The organism is Derxia lacustris (assembly GCF_002105195.1).
In the GTDB taxonomy this organism is placed as follows: Bacteria; Pseudomonadota; Gammaproteobacteria; order Burkholderiales; family Burkholderiaceae_E; genus Derxia; species Derxia lacustris.
Genome location: NZ_MUHU01000026.1, coordinates 172,760 through 198,226 on the forward strand (window position 1 = coordinate 172,760; position 25,467 = coordinate 198,226).

The 25,467-nt window shown below is 70.3% G+C and carries 24 protein-coding genes; 18 read left to right on the forward strand and 6 right to left on the reverse strand.

Annotated elements, in window-relative coordinates; translation table 11 throughout:
- Window positions 1-48 precede the first annotated feature (48 nt).
- On the reverse strand, window positions 49-891 hold the full coding sequence (gene thiD / locus B9P64_RS18635; protein ID WP_085317663.1) for a bifunctional hydroxymethylpyrimidine kinase/phosphomethylpyrimidine kinase: 843 nt from the start codon (window positions 889-891) through the stop codon (window positions 49-51).
- 174 nt (window positions 892-1,065) lie between these two features.
- Between thiD and B9P64_RS18640 the strand changes: the two genes are divergently transcribed.
- The 6 genes from B9P64_RS18640 (at window position 1,066) to B9P64_RS18665 (ending at window position 11,702) form a co-directional block, all read left to right on the forward strand.
- Entirely contained in the window at window positions 1,066-1,230 is a 165-nt protein-coding gene (locus tag B9P64_RS18640; protein WP_085317664.1) for a rubredoxin, read from the forward strand.
- A gap of 150 nt (window positions 1,231-1,380) precedes the next feature.
- Window positions 1,381-1,776 (forward strand): response regulator, encoded by a 396-nt coding sequence (locus B9P64_RS18645; RefSeq protein ID WP_085317665.1) that lies wholly within the window; start codon window positions 1,381-1,383, stop codon window positions 1,774-1,776.
- 27 nt (window positions 1,777-1,803) lie between these two features.
- The gene (locus tag B9P64_RS18650) at window positions 1,804-2,172 is read left to right on the forward strand and encodes a response regulator transcription factor (RefSeq protein ID WP_085317666.1); all 369 of its coding nucleotides are present in this window, start codon (window positions 1,804-1,806) and stop codon (window positions 2,170-2,172) included.
- 8 nt (window positions 2,173-2,180) lie between these two features.
- Window positions 2,181-2,705, forward strand: a complete 525-nt coding sequence (locus B9P64_RS18655; RefSeq protein ID WP_085317667.1) for a chemotaxis protein CheW — start codon at window positions 2,181-2,183, stop codon at window positions 2,703-2,705.
- 65 nt (window positions 2,706-2,770) lie between these two features.
- A complete protein-coding gene (locus B9P64_RS18660; RefSeq protein ID WP_085317668.1) occupies window positions 2,771-4,894 on the forward strand; it encodes a methyl-accepting chemotaxis protein in 2,124 nt (707 codons plus the stop codon).
- A gap of 22 nt (window positions 4,895-4,916) precedes the next feature.
- Complete coding sequence (locus tag B9P64_RS18665; protein ID WP_085317669.1) at window positions 4,917-11,702, forward strand: hybrid sensor histidine kinase/response regulator; 6,786 nt, start codon at window positions 4,917-4,919, stop codon at window positions 11,700-11,702.
- A gap of 64 nt (window positions 11,703-11,766) precedes the next feature.
- On the opposite strand, the gene B9P64_RS18670 is transcribed toward B9P64_RS18665, so the two are convergent.
- Window positions 11,767-12,237, reverse strand: a complete 471-nt coding sequence (locus tag B9P64_RS18670; RefSeq protein WP_085317670.1) for a tRNA (cytidine(34)-2'-O)-methyltransferase — start codon at window positions 12,235-12,237, stop codon at window positions 11,767-11,769.
- Window positions 12,238-12,252: 15 nt separating this feature from the next.
- Window positions 12,253-13,095, reverse strand: coding sequence for a ComF family protein (locus tag B9P64_RS24605; RefSeq protein ID WP_139826392.1), 843 nt, complete (start codon window positions 13,093-13,095; stop codon window positions 12,253-12,255).
- A 36-nt stretch (window positions 13,096-13,131) separates the two neighbouring features.
- Here B9P64_RS24605 and B9P64_RS24610 point away from each other — a divergent pair, with 36 nt between their 5' ends.
- From B9P64_RS24610 to B9P64_RS18705, 7 genes are all read left to right on the forward strand, one after another.
- Window positions 13,132-14,139 (forward strand): methyltransferase domain-containing protein, encoded by a 1,008-nt coding sequence (locus B9P64_RS24610; protein ID WP_176256884.1) that lies wholly within the window; start codon window positions 13,132-13,134, stop codon window positions 14,137-14,139.
- A 317-nt stretch (window positions 14,140-14,456) separates the two neighbouring features.
- A complete protein-coding gene (coxB, locus tag B9P64_RS18680) occupies window positions 14,457-15,599 on the forward strand; it encodes a cytochrome c oxidase subunit II (RefSeq protein WP_085317671.1) in 1,143 nt (380 codons plus the stop codon).
- A gap of 81 nt (window positions 15,600-15,680) precedes the next feature.
- Complete coding sequence (gene ctaD / locus B9P64_RS18685; protein WP_085317672.1) at window positions 15,681-17,282, forward strand: cytochrome c oxidase subunit I; 1,602 nt, start codon at window positions 15,681-15,683, stop codon at window positions 17,280-17,282.
- A gap of 10 nt (window positions 17,283-17,292) precedes the next feature.
- Window positions 17,293-17,481 (forward strand): cytochrome oxidase small assembly protein, encoded by a 189-nt coding sequence (locus B9P64_RS18690; RefSeq protein WP_085317673.1) that lies wholly within the window; start codon window positions 17,293-17,295, stop codon window positions 17,479-17,481.
- Entirely contained in the window at window positions 17,481-18,047 is a 567-nt protein-coding gene (locus tag B9P64_RS18695) for a cytochrome c oxidase assembly protein (RefSeq protein WP_085317674.1), read from the forward strand. Before B9P64_RS18690 ends, B9P64_RS18695 begins: the two co-directional genes overlap by 1 nt.
- Window positions 18,044-18,253 (forward strand): DUF2970 domain-containing protein, encoded by a 210-nt coding sequence (locus B9P64_RS18700; RefSeq protein ID WP_085317675.1) that lies wholly within the window; start codon window positions 18,044-18,046, stop codon window positions 18,251-18,253. Before B9P64_RS18695 ends, B9P64_RS18700 begins: the two co-directional genes overlap by 4 nt.
- Window positions 18,254-18,295: 42 nt before the next feature.
- The gene (locus B9P64_RS18705) at window positions 18,296-19,183 is read left to right on the forward strand and encodes a cytochrome c oxidase subunit 3 (protein WP_085317676.1); all 888 of its coding nucleotides are present in this window, start codon (window positions 18,296-18,298) and stop codon (window positions 19,181-19,183) included.
- Here B9P64_RS18705 and B9P64_RS18710 read toward each other — a convergent pair.
- Window positions 19,159-19,404 carry a twin transmembrane helix small protein gene (locus tag B9P64_RS18710; protein ID WP_085317677.1) on the reverse strand — a complete coding sequence of 82 codons (246 nt, stop codon included), beginning with the start codon at window positions 19,402-19,404 and terminating at the stop codon, window positions 19,159-19,161. The two genes, B9P64_RS18705 and B9P64_RS18710, sit on opposite strands and share 25 nt — an antisense overlap.
- 40 nt (window positions 19,405-19,444) lie before the next feature.
- Here B9P64_RS18710 and B9P64_RS18715 point away from each other — a divergent pair, with 40 nt between their 5' ends.
- Genes B9P64_RS18715 through B9P64_RS18735 form a run of 5 tightly spaced genes read left to right on the forward strand, consistent with a single transcriptional unit; the run spans window position 19,445 to window position 23,553 of the window.
- Window positions 19,445-20,242, forward strand: coding sequence for an SURF1 family protein (locus B9P64_RS18715; protein WP_176256885.1), 798 nt, complete (start codon window positions 19,445-19,447; stop codon window positions 20,240-20,242).
- A gap of 2 nt (window positions 20,243-20,244) precedes the next feature.
- Window positions 20,245-20,853, forward strand: coding sequence for a hypothetical protein (locus B9P64_RS18720; protein WP_085317679.1), 609 nt, complete (start codon window positions 20,245-20,247; stop codon window positions 20,851-20,853).
- A 29-nt stretch (window positions 20,854-20,882) separates the two neighbouring features.
- On the forward strand, window positions 20,883-22,028 hold the full coding sequence (locus B9P64_RS18725) for a COX15/CtaA family protein (protein WP_085317680.1): 1,146 nt from the start codon (window positions 20,883-20,885) through the stop codon (window positions 22,026-22,028).
- Window positions 22,029-22,084: 56 nt separating this feature from the next.
- Window positions 22,085-22,981 (forward strand): heme o synthase, encoded by an 897-nt coding sequence (gene cyoE / locus B9P64_RS18730; protein WP_085317681.1) that lies wholly within the window; start codon window positions 22,085-22,087, stop codon window positions 22,979-22,981.
- A complete protein-coding gene (locus tag B9P64_RS18735; RefSeq protein ID WP_085317682.1) occupies window positions 22,978-23,553 on the forward strand; it encodes an SCO family protein in 576 nt (191 codons plus the stop codon). The genes cyoE and B9P64_RS18735 overlap by 4 nt, the downstream gene beginning before the upstream one ends.
- 2 nt (window positions 23,554-23,555) lie before the next feature.
- Here the strand turns inward: B9P64_RS18735 and B9P64_RS18740 are convergent, their stop codons facing one another.
- On the reverse strand, window positions 23,556-24,467 hold the full coding sequence (locus B9P64_RS18740; protein ID WP_085317683.1) for an LpxL/LpxP family acyltransferase: 912 nt from the start codon (window positions 24,465-24,467) through the stop codon (window positions 23,556-23,558).
- A 120-nt stretch (window positions 24,468-24,587) separates the two neighbouring features.
- Entirely contained in the window at window positions 24,588-25,451 is an 864-nt protein-coding gene (locus tag B9P64_RS18745) for a lysophospholipid acyltransferase family protein (protein WP_085317684.1), read from the reverse strand.
- Between the last annotated feature and the right edge of the window lie 16 nt (window positions 25,452-25,467).

A 25,467-nucleotide genomic window follows, 5' to 3' on the forward strand; every position in this document is an offset into this window, starting at 1 on the left:
CGGCCGGACTGGCGGCTGGCGGCAGCGTGCGCTGGCCGGTGCCGCCGGTCATGGCGCCGCTTCCTCGCCGTCTTCTTCGGCGCGCGCCCAGAAGAAGCGGTCGGGCAGCGACTGCCCCATGCCTGGTCGGAAGCCGCCGGCCAGCGCCGCCCAGGTGAATTCCTGGGCCTCGCGCACCGCGTCGGGCAGGGCCATGCCCTGGCCCAGCAGCGCCGCGATCGCCGAGGCCAGCGTGCAGCCCGAGCCGTGGTAGGTGCCCGGCAGCCGCTCCCATTCGTCGCTGCGCACCAGGCCGGTGGCGTTGTACAGGCGGTTCACCACGGTGGGCGTGCCCTCGTGGGTGCCGGTGATGAGCACGTTCTCCACGCCCATCGCGAGCAGCCGGCTCGCGCATTCGGCGAGGTCGGGTTCTTCGTCGGGCTCCTCCTCGTCGCGGTAGGCGAGCCGGCGCGCCTCGATGCTGTTGGGCGTGATGAGCAGGGTCTGCGGCAGCAGCAGCTCGCACATCGCGCCAATCAGGTCCTCGTCGGCAAACGGATCGCCGCGGCCCGACGACAGCACCGGATCGAGCACCAGCGGCAGCTCGGGATAGTCGGATGCGATCTCGGCCACGATCTGCACGTTCTCGGCCGAGCCGAGCACGCCGACCTTGATGGCCGACACGCGCATGTCTTCGAGCAGCAGCCGGGCCTGATCCTCGACCCATTCGCCTTCCATCACGAGCATGCCCTCGACGCCGGCCGTGTCCTGCACGGTCACGCCGGTGACGATGGACAGCCCGTGGCAGCCCATCGCGGCAAAGGTGAGCAGATCGGCCTGCAAGCCGGCGCCCGACGTGGGATCGGTGGCGGCGAAGGTGAGGATCAGCGGGGGGGTGTTGACATCGGTCATGAGGAGTTCCGGGACGGGACCGGGCAGAATGCGCGCTGGTCGGGCCGGCCCGGCGCGCCGCCGCTCGCGGCCGGCAGCCGGACCGTCCCGACCGATTCTAGCGACTCCGTTCGCCCCGCCCGCGCGGCGTCCGGCGTCGCTCCCTCACCCGAAGTTCACTATCCCCATTCGAAGATGAAGACCTGGATGTGCCTGATTTGCGGCTGGATCTATGACGAAGCGGCCGGAGCGCCCGAAGAGGGCATTCCGCCCGGCACCCGCTGGGAAGACGTCCCGCCGAATTGGACTTGCCCCGAATGCGGCGCGCGCAAGGAAGATTTCGAGCTGACGGAGCTTTGAGAAAGAGCAAAAGTCACCGTCTTGTCGGGTCAAGGACGCGTGCGATTGCACATTAGCGGCAAGGCGTGCTGCGCCTGCGTCATGACCCGCCACTAGAATCGTTTCTCCCCAGGCATCGTCGGCTGCGGCGATGCGGATCAGGCTTATCCGATGACTCAAGACTCCCCGCTGGCCGGCATCAAGGTCATGGTGATCGATGACTCCAGCACGATTCGACGCAGCGCAGAGATTTTTCTCGTCCAGGCCGGATGCCAGGTGATCCTGGCCGAAGACGGCTTCGATGCGCTCGCCAAGATCAGCGACCACGTCCCCGATCTCATCTTCTGCGACATCCTCATGCCGCGGCTCGATGGCTACCAGACCTGCGCCCTCATCAAGAAGAGCCCGAAATTTCACGTCACCCCGGTGATCATGCTGTCCTCCAAGGACGGCCTGTTCGACCGGGCCCGGGGCCGGCTGGTCGGGTCGGACGAATACCTCACCAAGCCCTTCACCAAGGACAGCCTGCTCAAGACCGTCCGCGCCCACGCCGGCCGCGCCGCCTGAGTCGTCCCTTCCCCGGAGAAATAATTCATGGCGATCAAGAAGGTTCTCGTCGTCGACGATTCCCCGACCGAGCGTTTTTTCCTCGCCGACCTGCTCACCAAGGCCGGTTTCGTGGTGACCACCGCCGATTCTGGCGAGGAAGCCGTCGCCAAGACGCATGAGCAGCGTCCCGACCTCATCCTGATGGACGTGGTCATGCCGGGTGCCAACGGCTTCCAGATCACGCGCCAGATCTCGCGCGACCCCGACGTGGGCCACATCCCCGTGATCATGTGCACCAGCAAGAGCCAGGAAACCGACAAGATCTGGGGCATGCGCCAGGGCGCGCGCGACTACGTCACCAAGCCCATCAACGCCGACGAACTGCTGTCGAAGATCGCGGCGCTCGGCGCCTGACGCATCCCATGGCACGCAACGAGCCCCGCACCCGCCTGCGCCAGTTCCAGGCCGATCTCACCGAGCGGCTGGCGCGCGCCAAGGTTTCGCATGTCGGCAGCTCGCATCTGGGCATCGGCATCAACGACGAGCGCTGGCTGGTCGATCTGACCGAGGCCGGCGAAATCGTGCCGGTGCCGGGCATCGTGCCGGTGCCGCACACGCTGCCGTGGTTCTGCGGCCTGACCAGCGTGCGCGGCAATCTGCTGAGCGTGGTTGATCTGGCGCGCTATCTCGGTGGCGCGCCGACCCGGCTCGACCGCGACAGCCGGCTGCTGGTGTTTGGCGCGGGGCTCGACATCAACGCCGCGGTGCTGGTCAGCCGCATGCTTGGTCTGCACGCCACCGGCGCCTGGACCCGTACAGAATCGGCGACCGAGCCGGGTGCGCTCGGCGCGGCGGTCTGGACCGACGATCAGCGGCGCGACTGGCGCGAACTCAGTCTGGCGACACTGGCGACCGATGCGCGCTTCCTGCACATCTCGGCCATCTGAGATTGCGGTTCCCGAATTCACATTGAACAGCTCGCCCGACGACGGGCGGGATACAGGAGAGGCTCATGGCATTCAGGTTCCCCGTATTGCGACTGCCGTCCGGGCTGGGCGGACGCCTCGGGCGCGCGGGGGCTGCGCCGGCGCCCGCCTTGGCGGTGCCGGGCGAGGCCGAGGGCCTGCCCGGCGCCCGCGTCGGTGCCGACACGCGCTGGATGATTGGCGCGCTGGCGGCGGCGGCGGTGATCGGCACCGCGACGCTGGCCTATGACTTCAGCGTGGCCAATCGGCTCAGCCGCCAGATCGACGTGGTCGGCTCGCTGCTGATGCACACCCAGCGCATGGCGCGTGCCGCCGGCGATGCGGTGGTCGGCTCGCAGGCGGCCTATGCCATCTTCCGCGATGCCCACGGCACGGTGCAGCGCAGTCTGGTCGAGCTGCAGAACTCCACCTCGGGCGATTCGACCGCGGCCTACGATAAGCTCGCCAAGCTGTGGGAGCCGAGCGATGCGGCGGCCAATCGCATCGAGGGTGCCGAGGCGCTGATCGCGCAGCAAAGCCGCGCCTTCGAGGCGACCAAGGGCGCCGACCGCGAGCTCATCACCATCGTCGAGCGTCAGCTGGCGGCGGCGCGCACGCGCGGCGCGGCCGGGCGCGACTACGTCAGTTCGCTCCAGCTCGCGGCCCAGGCCGGCGAGGTCACGCGGACCATCGGCGCGCTGATGGGCGCCAGCGCGGCGCTCAACAACGATGCGACCGCGATCGGCCGGCTCGATGCCCAGCTCACGCGCTTTTCCGAGGCGCTCGACCAGCAGGAGCGCGCCACCGACGATGCCGACACCCGCGCCGGCGTGGCCCGGCTGCGCGCCATCGTCGCGCGCTACCGCGAAGCGCTCGGCGGCCTGATGAGCATGGAGCCGGCCAAGCAGATGCAGGAGGCGCGCGGTTTTGCCGCCCGCATCGCGACCGACTCCGAGGCGGTGAAGGACGGACTGCTGGAGCTGCGCGCGGCCTATCTGGCCGAGGACTCGGGCCGCAAGGTCGACTTCCTCATCATTCTGGTGAGCGGTGCGCTGGTGGTCGGGCTGGGCATCGCGCTCGGCAAGAGCTTCATCGACGAGAGCCAGCGCCGGGCGGTCGAGGCCGAAGGCCGGCGCGAGCAGGCCGAGCGGCAAGAGCAGGAAATGAAGCGCGTCAACGACCAGAACCAGGCGGCGATTCTGCGGCTGATGAACGAACTGCAAGAGGTGGCCGACGGCGACTTGACGGTGCAGGCCACGGTGTCCGAGGACATCACCGGCGCCATTGCCGACTCGGTCAACTACACGGTCGAGGAACTGCGCAACCTGGTCGGCCGGATCAACAACGCCGCCGAGCAGGTGGCGAATGCGTCGAGCCAGGCGGCCCAGCGCTCGCAGGCGCTGCTCACCGCATCCGAGTCGCAGTCGCGCGAAATCCGCGAGACCGGCGAGTCGGTGCTGCTGATGGCGCAGCAGATTCAGGAAGTGTCGACGTCGGCGGCCGAATCGGCCGAGGTGGCGCGGCAGTCGCTGAAGGCGGCCGCCGACGGCCGGCTCGCGGTGCAGAACGCGATCTCGGGCATGAACGAAATCCGCGAGCAGATCCAGGACACGTCCAAGCGGATCAAGCGGCTGGGTGAGTCGTCGCAGGAGATCGGTGAAATCGTCGAGCTGATTACCGACATTACCGAGCAGACCAATGTGCTGGCGCTCAACGCCGCCATCCAGGCCGCGTCGGCCGGCGAGGCGGGACGCGGCTTCTCGGTGGTGGCCGAGGAAGTGCAGCGGCTGGCCGAACGCTCGGGCGAGGCGGCCAAGCAGATCGCGGCGCTGATCCGCACCATCCAGACCGATACCCAGGACGCGGTGGCGGCCATGGAAAAGTCGACCGCGGGTGTGGTCGAAGGCGCGCGGCTGTCCGATGACGCGGGCCGTTCGCTCGAAGGCATCGGCGAGGTGTCGCGCACGCTGGCCGAGCTGATCGAGCGCATCTCCACCACCACGTCGGAGCAGGCCGGCTCGGCCGGCAGCGTGGCGCGCAGCATCGAGCGAATCCTGACGGTGACCGAGCAGACCTCGCTCGGTACCGAACAGACCGCGCGCTCGATCCGCGAACTGGCCGCGCTCGCCAAGGAACTGAAGAACTCGGTCGCACGCTTCCGCGTCGCCTGATTCGCCCAGAAGGAGTTAGCGAATGACGACGGCCAACGCCTCGGCAGGGATCGATACCGGTCCGCTGTCCTGGGTCATCGACGAGGTCCGGCAGGCGCTCGAAGCGTCGATCGCCGGACTGCGCAATTTTTCGGTGCATGCCGACGAGATCACCCAGCTGCGCGTCGCGCGCACCCATCTGCATCAGGCGCACGGCGCGCTGCAGATGGTCGATCTCGACGGCGTGCCGCAGATCACCGCGCTCGGCGAGCGGGTCTATGACCGCTTCGTCGACGCGCCCTCGCTCTGCTCGCCCGACACGGTGGCGAGCATCGAGCGCGCCTTTGCCGGACTGGTCGACTATCTCGACGACCTGCTCGCCGGCCAGCCGCATCAGCCGGTGCGGCTGTTTCCGCAGTACCGCGAGTTGGCCCGCATCATCGGCATCGACCGGGCCCATCCGGCCGACCTGTTCTTCCCGCAGCTCGGCGAGCGCGTGATCGACGACGACAGTTGCGAGCCGGTCGCCGATCCGGCTGCGCTGGCGCCGGCGCGCGCGCAGTACGAGCGCGGCCTGCTCAAGCTGCTGCGCAACATCGATCCGGCCACGGCCGCGTCCGAGATGGGTTCGGCGGTGCGCAACTTCCGCACCGCGCAGACGCCGGGCGCCGCGCGCTCGTTCTGGACCGTGCTGCATGCGCTCTGCCAGGGGCTGGCCGAAGGCGCGGTCGCGCCCGACGACCTGCATCTCAAGCGGCTGGCGGCGCGCGTCAACATGCAGATGCGGCGCGCCGTGAGCGGTCAGCCGGCGCTGGCCGAGCGGCTGCTCGCCGATGCGCTGTTCCATCTGTCGACGGCCGATTCGCAATCGCCCGAGATCGCCCGGGTGCGCAGCGTGTACCGGCTGGCCGAGGTGCCGCGCGACTATGCGCAGCCGCGCTACGGCCGGGTCGACAACCGCGTGGTCAAGCGCGCGCGCGAGCAGCTCGCCGCCGTGCGCTCGGCCTGGGACCGCTATGTCGGCGGCAAGCCGACCGAGGCCGGCAGCCTGCTGCGTCAGGCGCGGCTGTTTGCCGACGTCGCGGCCGAGCTGGCCGAGCCGGGCATCGTCACCGTCTCGTCGGCCATCGTTGGCGTGGCCGAGACCTGCGCCGCCGCGCCCGGCGTCACCACGCCCGAGCTGGCGATCGAGACCGCGACCGCCGTGCTGTTCCTCGAACACGGGCTCGACACCTTCAACCGCCTGAGCCCCGAATACGCCGAGCGCGCCGAGACCATCGCCGCGCGGCTGCGCGATGCGCTGGCCGGCGAGCCGAGCACCGAGTCGGTGGCCTGGCTGGCCGCGCTGTCGAGCGAAGCCCACGAGCGCGCCACCATGGCCACGCTGGTCGGCGAGATCCAGGCCAATCTGCGCGCCATCGAGCAGGCGCTCGACGCCTTCTTCCGCGATCCGACCCGGCGCGACGGCCTGGGCAACTGCGCCGCGCTGCTGGCGCAGAGCGCCGGCGCGCTCGCGCTGCTGGAGCACGACAGCGCCCATCAGGCGATGGAAGACTGCCGCGCCGCGATCGAGCGCTTCTCCGATCCCACGGTCGAGCCCGATCCGGTCGAGTTCGACCGCGTGGCCCAGACCTTCGGCGCGCTCGGCTTCGTGGTCGATTCGCTGCGCCAGCCGACCGGCGCGCCGCATCCCGAACTCGAGCGCGATCCCGAGCGCGGCGGCTGGCGCGTCAAGGGCGCCGACGGCCCGCGTCGTGGCCCGACCGAGACCGTGCCGCCGCCGCTGCATGCCATCGCGCCCGAGCCCGACGCCGCTGCCGCCGAGCTGACGCTCGCGCCGCATGAACTGGCCGATGCGCCGCTCGCCGAACTGACCGAAGTGGTCGAGCTGACCGAGCCGATCGAGCCGATCGAGCCGATCGAGCCGATCGAGGTCGCGGACGCCGCGCCGGCCGATCACGACAGCGTCGAGCAGGAGATCCGCGCCAGCATCGACAGCGCGCGCGAACTGTTCGGTCAGCTGCGCGAAGCCGGCGACGCGGGCGCCACCGGCGTGGTGCCGGCGCTGCAAGGCCTGCTCACGCAGATCCGCCAGGACGCCGATCTGGTCGACGACAGCCGGCTCCAGATCGCCGCCGCCAATGCGCTGGCGCTGGCCGGCCAGACCGGGCCCGAAGGCTCGGTCGAGGCGCTCGGCCTCGCGCTCGCCGAACTCGACCATCGCAATCCGGCCTCGCTCGACGCGCCGGCGCCCGACGCCGCCACGCTTGCGCTGGCCGCGGCCGACGACGAGACCATCGACGCCGAGCTGCTCGACATCTTCTTGGGCGAAGCGCGCGAGGTGCTCGACACCATCGACGGCGCGCTCGGCCGCTGCAAGGGCGATCCGGGCCATCAGGGCAATCTCACCACGCTGCGGCGCAGCTTCCACACGCTCAAGGGATCGAGCCGGATGGTCGGCCTGCGCCAGTTCGGCGAGGCCGCCTGGGCGCTGGAGCAGGTCTACAACGTGTGGCTGGCCGAGGAGCGGCCGGGCAACACGGCGCTGTTCGGGCTGACGCACGCGGCGCATCGCCAGTTCGGCAGCTGGGTCGAGCAGATCGCCGCCGGCCAGTTGCATGCGGTGTTGCCTGAACGGCTCATCGCGGCAGCCGACCGGGTGCGGGAGGGCGAGCATTTTTTTTTGAGTGGTGAGCACACATTCGCGGCGCCTGACTCACCTGTTTACCCGGCGCCGCCGCTTGACCATGAACCCGGTTTCGATCCGGATTTCCAGAACGACGACGGGCTTTATCCCGACTTCCGCTTCCGCGACGAAGTCGGGCCCGCCACCACCCAGCGGCTCGACGGCGCGGTTGCGCTCGCCGACGTCGCGCCGGTCGGCGAGCCGGCGCTCGACATCGATCTCGGCGCAGTCGATGCGCTCGCGCCCGAGCCGGCGGTTTCGGCTGCGGCGGAAATCGCCGCCGTCGCCGATGCCGCCGCCGAAGTCGCCGAACCGACCCAGGCCGACGCTGCCGCAGACGTACCCGCGGCCGCGCCAACCGACGCGCCGGTAGCCGGAGCCGCCGCCAGTCCGGCCGCGTCGGCCGAGCCGCTGCCGATCATCCCGCCGTCGCGCTTTCCGCCCGAGCTGCTGGCCACCGTGCCGGCCATCGAGGCGCTGCTGCGCACGCCGCCGGCGCCGGGCGAGGAGGAGGCTCTGCCGATGGGTTTCCTGGCCGGCAGCTCGCTGGTGCGCGGCATGGCCCACGAGCCCGAGCCGACGGCCGAACTGCCGGCGCCGGCCGACGAACCGGCGCTGCCCGCCGATGCCGCGACCGCCTCCGTGGCCGCCGCGCCGTCGCTGGTCGAGCCCGCGTTCGAACCCGAACCGGTGCCCGACCCCACGCCCCAAGCCGAACCGGCCGCCACGTCGGCCGAACCGCAGGTCGGCCCCGACGAGCGTCGCATCGGCCCGCTCGTCATCTCGACCCAGCTCTACGAGATCTATCTGACCGAGGCCGACGACTGCCTGCGCCGGCTGCAAACCGAAGTCTCGCGCTGGCGCCAGTTCCCCGACGGCCGGCTGCAGGAGCCGGCGGTGCGCGCCGCGCATTCGCTTGCCGGCTGCTCGGCCACCGCCGGCCTGCTGCCGGTGCATGAACTGGCCGGCACGGTCGAGAAATCGCTCCAGGCCGCCAGCCGCGCCCACATCGTGCCCGCCAGCGCCGAGCTCGACACGCTCGACAACGTGCTCGACGGGCTGGCCGGCATGCTGCATCGCTTTGCCGCCGGCCTGTATCCCGAGGCCGACGCCGGCCTGCTGGCCCGCGCCCACGAACTCGCGCTGCACTGGGGCGAGCGCGCCGGCGCCGCACGCCAGGAAAGCCCCGCGCCCGCCATCGACGAGACCCGGCTCGACAGCTTCGGCGACGATCTCGAACTCGAACTCGACATCGAGCTGCCGGCCGACGAACCGTCGGCCGACGCCACGCTGCATGTGGGCTTCGCGCCCAAGGACGTGTTCACGCGCTCGATCAGCAACATCGACCTCGACCTGTCGGAGCTGGCCGGCGAGGTCGCCGATGCGGCGCCGGCAATGCCGGCGCTCCCGGCGGCGCCGGTCGCGGTCGCGCCAGTCCGGCTGGCGGCCAGCCCGGTCGCGCCGGCCGAGCCCGATGGCGCCGACCGGATCGAGCTGCCCGACAACGAGATCGACCCCGACCTCATCGACATCTTCATCGAGGAAGGGCGCGACTACATGCCGCGCATCGAAAGCGGTCTGGCCCGGCTCACCGCCGCGCCGACCGATGCCGAAACCCTCGCCGGCGTGCTGCGCGCGCTGCACACGGTGAAGGGCAGCGCGCGCATGGCCGGCGCGATGCGGCTCGGCGCGCTTTGCCACGACATCGAATCGCGCATCGAGGCGGCGCGCCAGACGCCGTCGGCCGAGCTGTTCAACGGCCTGCTGCAAGCCTTCGACGGCGCCTATGCCGAATTCGGACGGCTGGCCGGCGATGCGCCGATCTTCGAGCCCCAGGCCGAGGCGGCGCTGCCGGTCGTCCCGGCGCCGGTCGCCGAACCGGTGCCGGCGCCGTCCGAGCCACCGGCGCCATTCCCTGCTGCCGAGGCCGACGAGCTGCCGCACGGTCCGCCGCGCATCTTCAACTGGCCGGTGGCGCCGCTCACCGATCCGGACGGCCCGCGCTATCCGGTCGGCGAGGGCACCGAGCCGGGCGAACCGGCGCCGTTTGCCGGCAGCGACGCCGAAGTGGCGGCCGACGCGATCGCGCCGCCGTCCGAACCGTTCGCCGCGCCGACGGTGGCCGAGCCTGCCGCTGCCGAGCCGCAGCTGGCTGGCGTGGCCGAAGCCGCCGCGCTGCCGGCCGCCGCCGGCCCGACCGACGCCGCCGGGCCGGCCGCCGCGCCGCAGCGCCCGGCCCGGCCGCAATCGCTGGTGCGGGTGCGCGCCGACGTGCTCGACCGGCTGGTCAACAACGCGGGTGAAGTCTCCATCGCCCGCGCCCGGCTCGAAAACGACCTCGGTACCGTCAAGGGCGCGCTTGGCGATCTGACCGAGAACGTCGGCCGCCTGCGCGGCCAGCTGCGCGAGATCGAGATCGCCGCCGAGGCCCAGATGATGAGCCGGATGGAGGCCGAGAAAGAGGCCGGCCGTTCCTTCGATCCGCTCGAATTCGACCGCTTCTCGCGCTTGCAGGAACTGACCCGGATGCTGGCCGAATCGGTCAGCGACGTGACCACGCTCCAGCAGAACATCGTCAAGGGCATGGAGGGCGCCAACAAGGGCCTCACCAGCCAGGCCCGGCTCACGCGCGAATTGCAGGAAGACCTGATGCGGGTGCGCATGGTGCCGGTCGACAGCGCTTCCGAGCGGCTGTATCGCGTGGTGCGCCAGTCGGCCAAGGAGATCGGCAAGCGCGTCAATCTCGAAATCCGCGGCGCCACGGTCGAACTCGACCGCGGCGTGCTGGAGCGCATGACCGGCCCGTTCGAGCATCTGCTGCGCAATTCGGTCGTGCACGGCATCGAATCGCGCGAGCGCCGGCTGGCCGCTGGCAAGCCCGAGACCGGGACCATCGTGGTGGCGGTGCGCCAGCGCGGCAACGAGGTCGAGCTGGCCTTCGAGGACGACGGCGCCGGCATCGATGTCGAGGCGATCCGCGCCAAGGCGCGTGCCAAGGGACTGATTGCCGCCGGCACCATCCTCAGCGACGCCCAGGCGGCCGAGCTGGTGTTCGCGCCCGGCTTCACCACCGCCAACGAAGTCACCTCGCTGGCCGGGCGCGGCGTGGGCATGGACGTGGTGCGCGCCGAGGCCGGCGCGCTCGGCGGCCGGGTGCAGATCGACAACCGGCCGGGCCAGGGCGTCACCTTCACCATCCGGCTGCCGCTCACGCTGGCCGTGACCCAGGTGGTGCTGGTGCGCGCCGGCGGCCGGCTGCATGCGATTCCGGCGGTGCTGGTCGGGCTGGTGCAGCAGCTGCGCGCGCCGCAGCTGGCGGCCGCCTATGCCGACGGCCGGCTCGACGTGGCCGGCGCACCGGCCGACTTCGCCTATCTGCCCACGCTGCTCGGCGACCTGCACAGCCATGCCATCGCCCAGCGCTATTCGCCGGTGATGACGCTCGAATCGGGCGGCAAGCGGGTGGCGCTGCATGTCGACGAAGTGGTTGGCAATCAGGAAGTGGTGGTGAAGAACATCGGCCCGCAGCTGGCGCGGATGGTCGGCATCACTGGCGCGACCGTGCTCGGCTCGGGCGATGTGGTGCTCATCATCGATCCGGTGCAGCTGGTCGAGCGGCTCGGCGTCAGGCCGCGTCCGGCGCCGCAGGCCGAGGGCGAGGCGGTTTCGGCCGAGGCGGTCGCGGCGGCGGCCGACGGCGCGCTCGACGCCGCAGCCCGGCCGCCGACGCCGGAGGCGCCGCGCAGTGGCGCGCTGGCCAGCCTGCCGGTGGCGATGGTGGTCGACGATTCGGTCACCGTGCGCCGCGTGACCCAGCGGCTGCTGCAGCGCGAGGGCTATCAGGTGGTGCTGGCCAAGGACGGCGTCGATGCGCTGGAGCAGCTCCAGGAGTTCCGGCCCGACGTCATGCTGGTCGACATCGAGATGCCGCGGATGGACGGCTTCGACCTGACGCGCAATGTGCGCAGCGATTCGCGCATCGCCGATGTGCCGATCGTGATGATTACCTCGCGCACCGCCGACAAGCACCGCAACCATGCCGAAGCGCTCGGCGTGAATGCCTATCTGGGCAAGCCCTACCGCGAAGACGAACTGCTCGAAGTGATGCGCGAACTGATTGCGGCGAGCCGCGCGGCGGCCTGACCGCAGCCCGCGCAGAGAACGGCCGGTGGCGTCGAGCTGCCGGCCGTTTTTGCTTGGGGCGCGGCTATTGCCCGCCGGCAAAGCCGTTCTGGCGCCAGGCCTCGAACACCACCACCGCGACCGCGTTGGACAGGTTGAGCGAGCGGTTGCCGGGCTGCATCGGCAGGCGCAGCCGCTGCTCGGGCGCGAAGCGGTCGCGCAGTTCGGGCGCCAGGCCGCGCGTCTCGCAGCCGAACACGAACACGTCGTCGGGCCGGAAGGCGAGCTCGGCATGCGGCCGCGAGGCATGCCGGCTGAGCGCGAACATCCGCGCCGGATCGGGCTGACGCGCGGCCAGAAAGGCATCGAAGCTGGCATGCGTGCGCACCCGTGCGTACTCGTGATAGTCGAGCCCGGCGCGGCGCAGTTTGGCGTCGTCGAGCGTGAAGCCGAGCGGCTCGATCAGATGCAGCCGCGCGCCGGTGTTGGCGCACAGACGGATGACATTGCCGGTGTTGGGCGGGATTTCGGGCTCGACGAGCACCACATCGAACATTGCAGAAGCCTTGGTTCAGGAGTCGGGCGGCGGCGTGCGCAGCGCAGCCAGCACGCAGAGCGCGCCGGGCCGCAACGGCGCAAGGCTGAGCGCGGCGGCGCGCAACGTGGCGCCGGTGGTCATCACATCGTCGATGAGGGCGATGCGCTGGCCGGCGAGCCGCTGCTGCGCGCCCGGCGCCAGCGCGAAGGCGCCCGTCAGCGCGCGGGTCCGCGCGGCGCGGCCGAGCCGGGCGATGGCCGGCGTGTCGAGCCGCCGCAAAAGCGCGCCATTGTCCACCCGCGCGCCGGTGCCGGCGGCGAGCGCCCGCGCGATGCGGTCGGCCTGGTTGTAGCCGCGCGTGGCCAGCCGGGCCGGCGCGAGCGGTACCGGCAGCAGCCACCAGCCGGCCAGATCGGCGTGGCGCGCGCGCAGCGCCAGCTCGATCAGGCTGGCGAGCGCCGGCGCATTGGGCAGCGCGGCGCCGAATTTGAGCGCCAGCTCGATCCGGTCCCAGGGCGGTTCATAGGCCGCGCCGACCACCGCCTGCGACCACGGCGGCGGCGCGGCGGCGCAGTGCGCACAAATCGGCAGCGGGCCGGCGCCGTCGAGCGGCAGGGCGTGGAATGCGGTGGCGTCGAGCGCCTCGGCGCAGCGCAGGCAGCGCGGCCGCTGGCGCTCGATGCGCCGGGCCGAGCGCAGGCAGGCGGCGCACAGGCCGCGCGCGCCGGCCGCCGCGCCGCAAGCCACGCAGCGATTGCCGAACAGCGCCGCCGCCAGTTCGCGCGCAAACCCGCCCGGCGAATGCCGCTTTTCGGGTCGGCGCGCGGCGGCATCGGCAGGCGCGGGCAGGGCGGCGGTGGGCAGGCGAGGGCTCATCGCGCCGATGCTGGCGCATGGCACCATTGCCGCGCCATGACCTCCTCCACTTCCCGCACCGACGCCGGCCTGATCGATCCGCATGCCGCGCGCCTCCAGTTCGAGCGCCGCGCGCGCGACTTCGACCACCACGACTTCTTCCACCGCGAGGTCGAATCGCGGCTGCTCGAACGGCTCGATCCGCTGCGCATCGAGCCCGCGCGCGCGCTCGACCTGGGCTGCGGCACCGGCCATGCGCTGCCGGCGCTCGCCGACCGCTATCCGCAGGCCGCCTGGACCGGCGTCGATCTGGCCCACGCCATGCTCGCGCGCGCCGCCGTGCGCACGCGGCAGGCGGCCGGGCTCGGCGGCACGGTGGCGCGGCTGCTCGACCGCGTGGGCATGGGCGCGCTTTCGCCGAGCCTGCCCGGCGGCCGCAGCGGCGCTGCCGGCCTCGCGCGCGCCGAGCTGGTGCAGGCCGACTTCGCCCAGCTGCCGTTCGCCGATGCCAGCTTCGATCTGCTCTGGTCCAACCTCGCGCTGCATTTCGCGCCCGACCTCGGCCGCGCCATCGCCGAATGGTGGCGCGTGAGCCGGCCCGGCGCCGCGCTCATGTTCAGCTGCCTCGGTCCCGACAGCCTGCGCGAGCTGCGCCCGCTCTGGCCCGGCGATCCGCCGCGCGCCTTTGTGCCTTTCGCCGACATGCACGACCTCGGCGACCTGATGGTGCGGTCGGGCTTCGCCGATCCGGTGATGGGCATGGAGCGCATCACGCTCACCTATGCCGATCCGGCCAGGCTGCTCGCCGACCTGCGTGCGCTCAGCGGCAATCCGCTCGCCGCGCGCGCGCCGCGCCTGCATGCGCGCGATTTCCGCACCCGCTTCCTCGCCGCGCTCGATGGCGCGCGCGGGCCGGATGGCCTGATCGCCGTCACGCTCGAAATCGTCTACGGCCATGCCTGGGCCGCCGCGCCGCGCCAGCGCCGCGAAGCCCTGCCGGGCGGCGGCGAGATCGCCTCGGTACCGCTCTCGGCCCTCAAGCGCCCCGGCCCGCCACGCGACTGAAACCGCGCGCGATGTTGCCGTCTGTTAGCGCGAGTGCGCTGCCGGTACCGCCGCGCCGAGACTCGGCCGAGCCCGCACGGTGGTACCGCCCGGGCCTGCGCCACAGGGCGGCCTGAGGGGAAGCCCCCGGTGCGCATGGCGGCGGATCGTTCCTATGATCGGTCCGCCTTCTTCGTCAGCCCGACGTCAGCTGCGCCAAGCGCTGGCCGCGTGCCGACATGCCAACGTAAAACCGGTCGGGTGCCCCAGGCCCGGCGTCGTGCGGTTCATGCCGCGCGCCGCCCCGCTGCCGAGCGCTTGCCAAAGCGAGGGAGATCATGCTCAGGACGCTCGGCATTGCGCTTGCGCTCATCGCCCCTTCGGCCTTTGCGGTCGATGGCGTGCAGAGTCGCTACAACCTCGCGCCCCCGGTCACACCGCTCGCCGAAGACATCTACAGCCTGCATCACTACGTGATGGGCATCTGCGTGGCGATCTTCCTGTTCGTGTTCGCGTGGATGTTCATCGCGATCCTGCGGCACCGGAAGTCGCTCGGCCACAAGCCGGCCAACTTCCACGAGAACACCACCGTGGAAATCATCTGGACGGTGATTCCCTTCCTCATCGTCGTGGCCATCGCGGTGCCGGCCACGCGCATCGTCGTGGCGATGAAGGACACGTCGAGCGCCGACCTCACCATCAAGGCCACCGGCTACCAGTGGAAGTGGGGCTACGAATATCTGCGCGGCGAAGGCGAGGGCATCGCGCTGCTGTCCACGCTGGCCACGCCGCGCGGGCAATTGCAGCTCGCTTCCCTCGGCAGCGAGCGCGACAGCAACCCCAACTACCTGCTCGAAGTCGATCAGCCGCTGGTGGTGCCGGTCGATGCCAAGGTGCGCATCATCACCACGGCGAGCGATGTCATCCACTCGTGGTTTGTGCCGGCCTTCGCGGTCAAGCAGGACGCCATCCCCGGCTTTGTGCGCGATACCTGGTTTCGCGCCACCACGGTCGGCACCTTCCGCGGCCAGTGCGCCGAGCTCTGCGGCAAGGAGCACGCCTACATGCCCATCGTCGTGCGGGTGCTCTCGCGCGAGGACTATGCCGCCTGGGTCGTCGCCAAGAAGCGCGAGCTGCAAGCGCTTGCGGACGATCCGGCCAAGGTCTGGCAGCTGGGCGAGCTGACCGCGCGCGGCAAGACCGTGTTCGAGAGCAACTGCGCGGCCTGCCATCAGGCCGGCGGCACCGGCAATGCCGCCATCGGCGCGCCGGCGCTGATCGCCAGCCCGGTGGTCACGGCGGCGCCGGCCGAGCAGATCGGCGTGCTGCTGCATGGTCGCAACAACCGCATGCCGGCGTGGCAGCAGCTGTCGGATGTGGAGATCGCCTCGGTCATCACCTACACCAAGCACGCCTGGGGCAACAGCGTCGACCAGATCGTGCAGCCCCGCGACATCGCGGCGGCGCGCGCCGCCCGGTAATGAAGACGGCGCTGCCGAGCCGGCGGCGCCATCGAAGATGCATGTGACTTGCGGCTTTCAACCCGGCCGCCGGAGAACGCGATGAGTGCAGTCCTGCCCGGCATCGACCAGCCCCACGATCCGCACGCCCACGGCGAGCATCACGGCGCGCCCACCGGCTGGCGGCGCTGGCTGTTCGCCACCAATCACAAGGACATCGGCACGCTCTACATGTGGTTCAGTTTCACCATGCTGCTGAGCGGCGGCGTGCTGGCGCTGGGCATCCGCGCCGAGCTGTTCCAGCCCGGCTTGCAGATCTTCGAGCCCGAGCGCTTCAACCAGCTCACCACCATGCACGGCGTGATCATGGTGTTCGGCGCGATCATGCCGGCCTTCGTGGGCTTCGCGAACTGGATGGTGCCGCTGATGATCGGCTGCTCCGACATGGCCTTCGCGCGCATGAACAACTTCAGCTTCTGGCTGATGCCGCCTGCGGCGCTGCTGCTCGTCACCAGCTTCTTCGTGCCGGGCGGCGCGATGGCGGCGGGCTGGACCATGTACGCGCCGCTGTCGGTGCAGATGGGCATCGGCATGGACATGGCCATCTTCGCGCTGCACATCCTCGGCGCCAGTTCGATCATGGGCTCGATCAACATCATCGTGACCATCCTCAACATGCGCGCGCCCGGCATGACGCTGATGAAGATGCCGATGTTCGTGTGGACCTGGCTCATCACCGCCTACCTGCTGATCGCGGTGCTGCCGGTGCTCGCGGGCGCCATCACGATGGTGCTGACCGACCGCCATTTCGGCACCAGCTTCTTCAACGCGGCCGGCGGCGGCGACCCGGTGATGTACCAGCACATCTTCTGGTTCTTCGGGCACCCCGAGGTCTACATCATGATTCTCCCGGCGTTCGGGATCATCTCGCACGTCATTCCCACCTTCGCGCGCAAGCCGCTGTTCGGCTACAGCTCGATGGTCTACGCCACGGGCTCCATCGCGATCCTGTCGTTCATGGTCTGGGCGCATCACATGTTCACGACCGGCATGCCGGTCACGGGCCAGCTCTTCTTCATGTACGCGACGGCGCTGATCGCCGTGCCCACGGGCGTGAAGATCTTCAACTGGCTGGCCACGATGTGGCGCGGCGCCATGACCTTCGAGACGCCGATGCTGTTCGCGCTCGGCTTCATCTTCGTGTTCACGATCGGCGGGCTGACGGGCGTGATCCTGTCGGTCGCGCCGATCGACATCCAGTTGCAAGACACCTATTACGTCGTGGCGCACTTCCATTACGTGCTGGTCGCGGGCTCGCTGTTCGCGCTGTTCTCGGGCGCCTATTACTGGCTGCCGAAATGGACCGGCCACATGTATAGCGAGCGGCTCGGGCAGGCGCATTTCTGGTGCTCGCTGGTGTTCTTCAACGTCACCTTCTTCCCGATGCACTTCCTGGGGCTGGCGGGCATGCCGCGCCGCTATGCCGACTATCCGCTCCAGTTCGCCGACTTCAACATGGTGGCCAGCATCGGCGCCTTCGGCTTCGGCTTCTCGCAGCTCATCTTTCTGTGGGCGGTGCTCAAGTGCATTCGCGGCGGGCCGCGCGTTGCCGCGCAGGCCTGGGAGGGCGCGGAAGGGCTGGAGTGGACGGTGCCGTCGCCGGCGCCCTTCCACACCTTCGAAGAACCGCCGGTCGTGAAGTGAGGAGATCAGCATGCAGATCAACGACGAACTCATGGCGATGACATTGCCGCGCGAAGCCCGCAGCGCCGCCACCCAATTGCCGGTCATCGATCTGGCCGCGCGCCGCCGTGCCGCGTTGCGCACCGCGCTCATCCTGGCCTCGGTCGCTGCCGCCTTCTTCTTCGGCATCATCGTCAAGTTCTGGCTGCTCGGCGCCTGATGAGCATGAGCCGCGCGCGCGCGATCGCCCTCAACGCCGTCATGCTGCGCAAGCTCGCGGTGATGGCGGCGGTGATGTTCGCCTTCGGCTTTGCGCTGGTGCCGTTCTACAAGTCGATCTGCGAGCTGACCGGCGTCAACCAGCTCACGCGGCGCGACAGCGCCACGCCGGCGGCGGTCGATGCCAGTCGCACGGTCACGCTCGAATTCGATGCCAACACGCGCGGCGACTGGAGCTTCCGGCCGCTGCATGCCTCGCTCGACACCCATCCCGGCGAGCTGGTCAGCATCGACTACGAGATCACCAATCACAGCGCGCGCGACATCGTCGGTCAGGCCATCCCGAGCTATGCGCCGGTGCAGGCCGCCGCCCATCTGCGCAAGCTGGAGTGCTTCTGCTTTCGCCAGCAGACCTTGCGCGCCGGCGAGACGCGCCGCTTTGCCGTGGTGCTCATGCTCGACCGCGAGCTGCCGCGCGAGGTCGCCACGGTGACGCTGTCCTACACCTTCTTCGAGATACCGAATGCGGCCGCCAGCGCCAAGGTCGGCAGCGGAGCCGGCGCATGAGCGGCGCCGACGACCGTCCGCCGCGCGCCAGCATCGTGCAGGTGGCGCGCGCGGTGTTCTGGTCGTTCTTCGGCGTGCGGCGCGGCGCGGCGCATGCGGCCGACCTGGCGCGCATCCGGCCGATCCAGCTCATCGTGGCTGGGCTGGTCGCCGGGCTGCTTTTCGTGCTCACGCTGGTCGTGGTGGTGCGGCTGGTGCTGGCCTGAAGAGGTGACGTAAATGAAGCTTCAACCGAAGGAGAACCGATCATGAGCGTCACGCCCCCGGCAGGTCAGGCCGCGCATGCGGTGGCAGCGCCGCACTACTACGTGCCGGCGCCATCCAAGTGGCCGCTGGTCGGCTCCTGCGCCATGCTGTTTGTCGTGTTCGGCGCGGCCATGACGGTGAACGACATCGGCCCCGGGCCGTGGTCGCTCGCGCTCGGCTTTGCGATCCTGGCCTACATGCTGTTCGGCTGGTTCGGCGAGGTCATCGACGAGTCGGAATCGGGCCGCTACAGCCGGCAGGTCGATGGCTCGTTCCGCTGGAGCATGGGCTGGTTCATCTTCTCGGAGGTGATGTTCTTCAGCGCCTTCTTCGGTGCGCTGATCTACACCCGGGTGCTCACCGTGCCCTGGCTGTCCGATGCCGATCATCGCGCCTTTCTGTGGCCCGGCTTCAGCTCGGCCTGGCCCACGCTCGGCCCGGCCGGCACGGTCGACAGTTTCGAGACCATGGGCCCGTGGCCGATTCCCACCATCAACACGCTGCTGCTGCTCAGCTCGGGCGTCACCGTCACCTGGGCGCATCACGGCCTGCTCGAAGGCAAGCGCGGCCAGCTCTCGCTCGGGCTGGCGCTCACGGTGCTGCTTGGCGCGGTGTTCCTGGGCTTCCAGGCCTTCGAGTATCACCACGCCTATACCGAGCTAAATCTCAAGCTCACGTCGGGCGTGTTCGGCTCGACCTTCTTTATGCTCACCGGCTTCCACGGCTTTCATGTGACGCTCGGCGTCATCATGCTCAGCGTGATGTTCGTTCGCTCGCGGCGCGGGCATTTCACGCCGCGCCACCACTTCGCCTTCGAGGCGACCGCCTGGTACTGGCACTTCGTGGATGTGGTCTGGCTCGGGCTCTATGTGCTCGTGTACTGGCTCTGAAGCAGCGAGGCCGCGCGCTTGAACTGCACCCCGTTCGCCTCGATCCAGCCGAGCCGCCAGGCCAGCAGGATGAACAGGAACAGCGCGATCGACAGCCCGATGCGCAGGGTCAGCGCGCGCACCGTGCGGCCCTTGGCGTCGCGGTCCTTCATGAGGAAGAACAGCGCCGAGAACAGGCTGGCGACGATGGTGACGAAGGCGAGGCCGATCAGCAGCTTCATGGCATTGTCCCGGTTCGATCAGTCACCGCATTGGACCACCGTGGCAGTCCCGTTCAAACCCTCGTTCTGGCCCAGCGTCGCGGCCGCCGGCTTCATTGTGCTCACGCTTGCGCTCGGGCGCTGGCAGCTCGACCGCGCGCATGAAAAGACCGCGCTGTTCGAGCAGGCCGCCGCCGCCGACCGAGCCGCGCCCATCGAGCTGGGCGGCACGCTGCTCGAACCGCAGGCCGTGGCCCAGCGCCATGTGCGGCTGCGCGGGCATTTCGTGCCCGAGTCGACCGTGTACATCGACAACCGCATGGTCGGCGAGCGCGTCGGCTTCTACCTCATCACCGCCTTTGTGCCGGCCGACGGCGGCGCGGCGGTGAGCGTCAACCGCGGCTGGCTGCCGCGCGATCCGGCCGAGCGCGCACATGTCGAGGCACCGCCGCCGCCGGCCGGCGACATCCTGCTCGATGGCAAGGCCGAGGCCCAGGTGGCCAGCTACTGGAACCTGTCCGGCATGGGGGCCGAGAAGGACAAGGGCATCTGGCTCAACTTCTCGCTCGACGCCTTCGCGCAGCGCACCGGCCTCGTGCTGCAACCCTTCGTCGTGCAGCAGACCGGCGACAGCGGCGACGGCCTGGTGCGCCAGTGGGAGCAGCCCGGCTCGGGCGCGACCAAGCATTACGGCTATGCGGTGCAATGGTTTGGCCTGGCCGGCGTGGCGCTGGTGGCATGGCTGCGCTCGGGCTGGCGGCGCGCCCATCCGCAGCCGGGCGACGATGCCGTGCGCGCCGAATTTGCCGTGGACGAGCACGACGCCGCCGCCCGCCCCGGCGCGCGCGAGGGCGCCTGAGCATGGCCGCCGTGCTGCGCGTTCGGCCCCGGCTGTGGCAGCTGTGGCTGGTGCTCGCGATCAGCGCGGCGCCGTTGCTGGCGGCACTGCTCGCCTATTCCTTCGACTGGCCGGGCGGGCGCGCCAACTACGGCGCCATCGTCGACCCGCCGCGCGGTCTGCCGGCGCTCGATCTGCTCGACAGCTACGGTCGGCCGGCCACGCTGCACCAATCGGCCCAGCCGCGCCGCTGGCGCATGCTGGTCGCCGCGCCGGCCGCCTGCGAAGCGGCATGCCGAAAGAATCTTTACTACACGCGCCAGCTGCGCACCGCCACCGGCGAGGACCGCGACCGCATCGCGCGCCTGTGGATCGTGACCGACGACGGCCAGCCCGACCGCGCGCTGCTGGCCGAGCATCCCGACCTGATCGTGCTGCGGCTGGCCAATGACGCGAGCCGCGCCGCCCTCGCGCGCTGGCTTGCCGGCGACCCCGACGCCACCGACATCGACGCCGCGCCGCATCTGCTCGATCCGCGCGACGAACTCATGCTCACCTGGCCCGCCGAGCCCGATCCCGCCCGCATGCGCCGCGACCTGTCGCGCCTGCTCAAGGTTTCGCGCATCGGCTGATTGCGCTTCTCTTTCCTCACAGGTCACGCATGCAGCCCGCCACCGCCGTCGTCCTGTTCGTCATCGTCGTGCTCGGTCTCGCGGGCGTGGCGCTGCTCGTGCGCTGGGCGGCGGGGAATGACGGCCGATTTCTGCTGCTGGCGCGGCTCGCGGCCGGGCTGGCCTTCTGCACCATCGTGCTCGGTGCCTTCGTGCGGCTGACCGATGCGGGCCTGGGCTGCCCCGACTGGCCCGGCTGCTACGGCCATGCCACGCCGGCGCTGGCCAGCGCGCACATCGGCGCCGCCGCCGAGGCCGATCCCTTCGGTCCGGTCTCGATGGCCAAGGCCTGGAAGGAGATGGTCCACCGCTATGTCGCCGCCACGCTCGGCCTGCTGATCGTCGCGCTGGCGCTGGCGGCCTGGCGCGAACGCGCGCGGGCGCCGGGCCGGGCCCGCGTGGCGCTGCTGCTGATGGGCGTGGTGCTGCTGCAAGGCGCGTTCGGCGCGCTCACGGTCACGCTGCTGCTCAAGCCGGCCATCGTCACCGGCCATCTGCTCGGCGGCATGACAACGCTTGCACTGCTGGCCTGGCTCGGCTTTGCTTCCGATGCCGGCAGCGCGCGGCGCCGGCCGGCCGAGCCGCGCGGCATGCGTTCGGTGCGCGCGGCGGCCACGCTGGCGCTCGGCGCGCTCGCGGTGCAGATCGCGCTCGGCGGCTGGGTCAGCACCAATTACGCGGCGCTGGCCTGCCCCGATCTGCCGCTGTGCCAGCGCGCGCTGCTGCCGCCGATGAACTTTCGCGACGCCTTCCATCTGCTGCGCCCGCTCGGGTTGGCCGCCGACGGCGAGCCGCTGCCGTTTGCCGCGCTCACCGCCATCCACTGGTCGCACCGCATGTTTGCGCTGGTGGCCTTCATCGCGATCGCGCGCTGTGCGCTGCGGGCCTTCTTCGCGCCGGGACTCCGTCCGCTGGCGCTGGCGCTGGGGTCGGCACTGCTTGCGCAGGTGGCGCTCGGCGTCTCGAATGTGCAGTACGGCCTGCCGCTGCCGGTTGCCGTCGCGCACAACGCGGGGGCCGGGCTGCTGCTGCTTGTGCTGCTCGCGGTCCGGCGGCGCGCAGGCCGTGCCGTCGCGCTGGCGCTGCCGCAGCGCGCCGGCCCGGCCCGCAGCGCGGGGCCGCTCCAGGCATCGTGAAATCACGCGCGGCGCACCCTGCCGGTGGCGCCGCCGGTTCTTGAGGAGGTCATGCCATGCAAGCCAGCATTGCTCTTGTCCGCCCGCCCGAACGCCTGCGCCAGTACTGGGCGCTGACCAAGCCGCGCGTGACCCAGCTCGCGGTGTTCTGCGCCGTGATCGGCATGTTCCTGGCCACGCCCGAGCCGCCGCACTGGCAGACGCTGCTGGCCGGCTCGCTAGGCATCTGGCTGCTGGCCGGCGCGGCATTTGCCGTCAATTGCCTGATCGAGCGCGAGGTGGATGCGCGCATGAGCCGCACGCGCCGGCGCGCCACCGCCAGCGGCGAGTTGCCGCCGCACAAGGTGCTGGCCTTCGCGGGCGCGGTGGGCGGCGCCGGCATGTTCGTGCTGCTCACCTGGGTGAATGCGCAAACCATGTGGCTCACGTTTGCCACCTTCGTCGGTTATGCGGTGGTGTACACGGTGCTGCTCAAGCCCAGCACGCCGCAGAACATCGTGATCGGCGGGCTGTCGGGCGCGATGCCGCCGGCGCTCGGCTGGGTCGCGGCCACGGGCCAGCTCACGCCCGAGGCCTGGCTGCTGGTGCTCATCATCTTCGTGTGGACGCCGCCGCATTTCTGGTCGCTGGCGCTCTACCGCACCGAGGACTTCCGCGCCTCGGGCCTGCCGATGCTGCCGGTCACGCATGGCCGCGAGCTGACCGGGCTGCATGTGTTCCTGTACACGCTGGCGCTGGTGGCGGTCACGCTCATGCCCTTCGCCATCCGCATGAGCGGGCTGGTGTACCTTGCCGCTGCCCTGCTGCTGGGTGCGCGTTTCGTGCAACTGGCCTGGCGTGTCTGGCGTCGCTACAGCGATGCGGTGGCGCGCCAGACCTTCCGTTATTCCATCGTCTATCTGGCGCTGCTGTTCGCGGCGCTGCTGGTCGACCACTACCTCCATCTGCCATGAAGTTTGCCGCCGTTGCGCTTGCCCTCGTCCTCGCTCTTGCCGGCTGCTCGCACAAGCCGGAGTTCCACGGCACCGACATCACGGGCAGCAGCATCGGCGGTGATTTCAGCCTCACCGGCCATGACGGCCAGCCGCGCACGCTGGCGCAGTTCAAGGGCAAGGCGGTGGTGCTGTTCTTCGGCTTCACTCATTGCCCCGACATCTGCCCGACCACGATGGCTGTGCTGTCGCAGGCCATGAAGCAGCTCGGCCCCGACGCGGACAAGGTGCAGGTGCTGTTCGTTTCGGTCGATCCCGAGCGCGACACGCCCGAGCTGCTCGGCCATTACGTGCCGGCCTTCGACCCGCGCTTCATCGGCCTCACCGGCACGCCGGAGCAGGTGGCCGAGGTTGCCAGGCAGTGGCGCGCCTTCTATCAGAAGGTGCCGGGCAGCACGCCCGACAGCTATAGCGTCGACCATTTCGCCGGCATGTATGTGCTCGATGCGCAAGGGCAGCTGCGGCTGTTTCTGCGCGGCGAGCAACCGCCGGCCGACATCGCGGCCGACCTCAAGAAGATCGTCGAAGGCTGATCTCAGTACAGCGACGGCTCGCCCGGCGGGCGCGTCTTGAAGCGCCGATGCACCCAGTAGTACTCGGCCGGCGCCTCACGGATGCGCTCCTCGATGAAGGCATTCATGCGGCGCGCGTGGATGGGATCGTCGGGGCTGATGTCGCCCGGAAAGTTTTCCCACTCCGGGTAGAGCGTGAGCACATAGCCGTCGGGCGTCATGCGCGTGACGCAGGGCACGACCACCGCACCGGTCATTTGAACAAGCCGCGCCAGCCCGGTGATGGTGGCGGTCTCGATGCCCATGAACGGCACGAAGACCGAGTCGCGCGGGCCGAAATCCATGTCGGGCAGGTAGTAGAAGGCGCGGCCGGCGCGGATCGCCCGCACCATCGGTCGCATGCCTTCGTTGCGCGAGATGAGCAGTCCGCGCCCGAAACGCAGCCGCGCCGCGCGGATTGCCCGGTCGAACACCGGATTGCTCTGCGTGCTGAAGACCGAGCACCAGTCGCGGTCGATCGACAGCGCCAGCGCGCCGGCATCGAGCCCGAGAAAGTGCGGCGTCAGCAGGATGACCGGCCGGTCGTCGGGCATGCGCTCGCGATGCTCGATGCGCACGAAGCGCTTGACCCGCTCGGCGCTGGCAAAGAACGGGATGGCGCGATCGACCACGCTGCGCGCCAGCCGCCGCACATGCTCGCGGCCGAGCTTGCGGCGCTCGGCTTCGTCCAGTTCGGGAAAGCAGAGTTCGAGATTGCGCAGCACCACCCGGCGCCGCGAGCGCGCCACCTGCCACAGCAGGCTGCCGAGCGCCTCGCCAAACGCGCGCAGCAGCGGATAGGGCACGAAGCGCAGCGCGGCGATGAAGCCGATGCCGGCATGGGCGGCCAGCCGCGAGGCAAGGGAGACGGAAGGCTTGGCGGCTTCTTCGGACATGGGCAGGGCGAAAGCGATGACGGGCGAGGGCGCTCCGGTCAGGCCGAAGGCGCGGGCGCGAAGTATGGCGGCGCCCCGGCCCGTCGGCGCAGTTGGCGCATCGCCGGCGTTGCAGGCGCGTCAGCGCAGATGGTTGGCGAGGCCGCCCGGCGGCTCGGGCGCGCCCGCCGGATGCTTGTAGCGGTTGTAGCCCCAGAGGTACTGGTCGGGCATGCGGCGGATCAGGTCTTCGAGCGCATGGTTCATGGCCAGCGTGAACACCGCCGCATCGTCCGACGCGGGCGGCACGAAGCGCGTGAACTCGACCCGATACACGCCGTGCAGCGCATCGAGCCGCGGCTCGGTGATGACGATGGCCGCGCCCGACATGCGCCACAGCTTGGCCGGCAGCGTGATGGTGTAGGCCGGCTTGCCGAAGAAATCGACCCACAGCCCTTCGCCGCCCGACGGTGCCTGGTCGGGCAGGATCGCCACCGTGTCGCCGCGCTTGAGCGCCCGCGCCAGTTCGCGCACGCCGCCGAGCGTGGCCGGCGCCACCGTCATGCCCTCGCGCAGCCGGCCGAGCCGCAGCACCTCGTTGAGATAGGACTTGTGCGGCAGCCGGTACATCGCCATCAGCGGCTTGCGCGATGCCAGCAGCGACGCCGCCGCCTCGAAGCAGCCGATGTGCGGCACCAGATAGATCACGCCGCGGCCCTCGGCTTCGGCGGCGTCGAGCACATCGAGCGAGTTGCAGACGATGCGCCGCTTCACCTCTGCATTGGGGCGCAGCCAGATCTTGGGCAGGATGGCCAGCGCCTGACCGGCAGCGGCGATCGCCGCATTGCGCGTGGCCCTGGAATACAGCCCGGCCTGGCGCAGATTCGCGCTCATGCGGCTGCGATAGCGGCGGCTGCAAGCCCAGGTGATCCAGCCACCGACGCTGCCGATGGCAGCCAGCGCGCGCAGGGGAAGCAGCGACAGGACGCGCAGCAAGGTCAGCATCGGAACGTTGGAGTGG

Bases quoted from the DNA above. Each gene is read 5' to 3' on its own strand.
- thiD (WP_085317663.1), bottom strand. From the start codon at position 891: ATGACCGATGTCAACACCCCCCCGCTGATCCTCACCTTCGCCGCCACC.
- B9P64_RS18640 (WP_085317664.1), top strand. From the start codon at position 1,066: ATGAAGACCTGGATGTGCCTGATTTGCGGCTGGATCTATGACGAAGCG.
- B9P64_RS18645 (WP_085317665.1), top strand. From the start codon at position 1,381: ATGACTCAAGACTCCCCGCTGGCCGGCATCAAGGTCATGGTGATCGAT.
- B9P64_RS18650 (WP_085317666.1), top strand. From the start codon at position 1,804: ATGGCGATCAAGAAGGTTCTCGTCGTCGACGATTCCCCGACCGAGCGT.
- B9P64_RS18655 (WP_085317667.1), top strand. From the start codon at position 2,181: ATGGCACGCAACGAGCCCCGCACCCGCCTGCGCCAGTTCCAGGCCGAT.
- B9P64_RS18660 (WP_085317668.1), top strand. From the start codon at position 2,771: ATGGCATTCAGGTTCCCCGTATTGCGACTGCCGTCCGGGCTGGGCGGA.
- B9P64_RS18665 (WP_085317669.1), top strand. From the start codon at position 4,917: ATGACGACGGCCAACGCCTCGGCAGGGATCGATACCGGTCCGCTGTCC.
- B9P64_RS18670 (WP_085317670.1), bottom strand. From the start codon at position 12,237: ATGTTCGATGTGGTGCTCGTCGAGCCCGAAATCCCGCCCAACACCGGC.
- B9P64_RS24605 (WP_139826392.1), bottom strand. From the start codon at position 13,095: ATGAGCCCTCGCCTGCCCACCGCCGCCCTGCCCGCGCCTGCCGATGCC.
- B9P64_RS24610 (WP_176256884.1), top strand. From the start codon at position 13,132: ATGACCTCCTCCACTTCCCGCACCGACGCCGGCCTGATCGATCCGCAT.
- coxB (WP_085317671.1), top strand. From the start codon at position 14,457: ATGCTCAGGACGCTCGGCATTGCGCTTGCGCTCATCGCCCCTTCGGCC.
- ctaD (WP_085317672.1), top strand. From the start codon at position 15,681: ATGAGTGCAGTCCTGCCCGGCATCGACCAGCCCCACGATCCGCACGCC.
- B9P64_RS18690 (WP_085317673.1), top strand. From the start codon at position 17,293: ATGCAGATCAACGACGAACTCATGGCGATGACATTGCCGCGCGAAGCC.
- B9P64_RS18695 (WP_085317674.1), top strand. From the start codon at position 17,481: ATGAGCATGAGCCGCGCGCGCGCGATCGCCCTCAACGCCGTCATGCTG.
- B9P64_RS18700 (WP_085317675.1), top strand. From the start codon at position 18,044: ATGAGCGGCGCCGACGACCGTCCGCCGCGCGCCAGCATCGTGCAGGTG.
- B9P64_RS18705 (WP_085317676.1), top strand. From the start codon at position 18,296: ATGAGCGTCACGCCCCCGGCAGGTCAGGCCGCGCATGCGGTGGCAGCG.
- B9P64_RS18710 (WP_085317677.1), bottom strand. From the start codon at position 19,404: ATGAAGCTGCTGATCGGCCTCGCCTTCGTCACCATCGTCGCCAGCCTG.
- B9P64_RS18720 (WP_085317679.1), top strand. From the start codon at position 20,245: ATGGCCGCCGTGCTGCGCGTTCGGCCCCGGCTGTGGCAGCTGTGGCTG.
- B9P64_RS18725 (WP_085317680.1), top strand. From the start codon at position 20,883: ATGCAGCCCGCCACCGCCGTCGTCCTGTTCGTCATCGTCGTGCTCGGT.
- cyoE (WP_085317681.1), top strand. From the start codon at position 22,085: ATGCAAGCCAGCATTGCTCTTGTCCGCCCGCCCGAACGCCTGCGCCAG.
- B9P64_RS18735 (WP_085317682.1), top strand. From the start codon at position 22,978: ATGAAGTTTGCCGCCGTTGCGCTTGCCCTCGTCCTCGCTCTTGCCGGC.
- B9P64_RS18740 (WP_085317683.1), bottom strand. From the start codon at position 24,467: ATGTCCGAAGAAGCCGCCAAGCCTTCCGTCTCCCTTGCCTCGCGGCTG.
- B9P64_RS18745 (WP_085317684.1), bottom strand. From the start codon at position 25,451: ATGCTGACCTTGCTGCGCGTCCTGTCGCTGCTTCCCCTGCGCGCGCTG.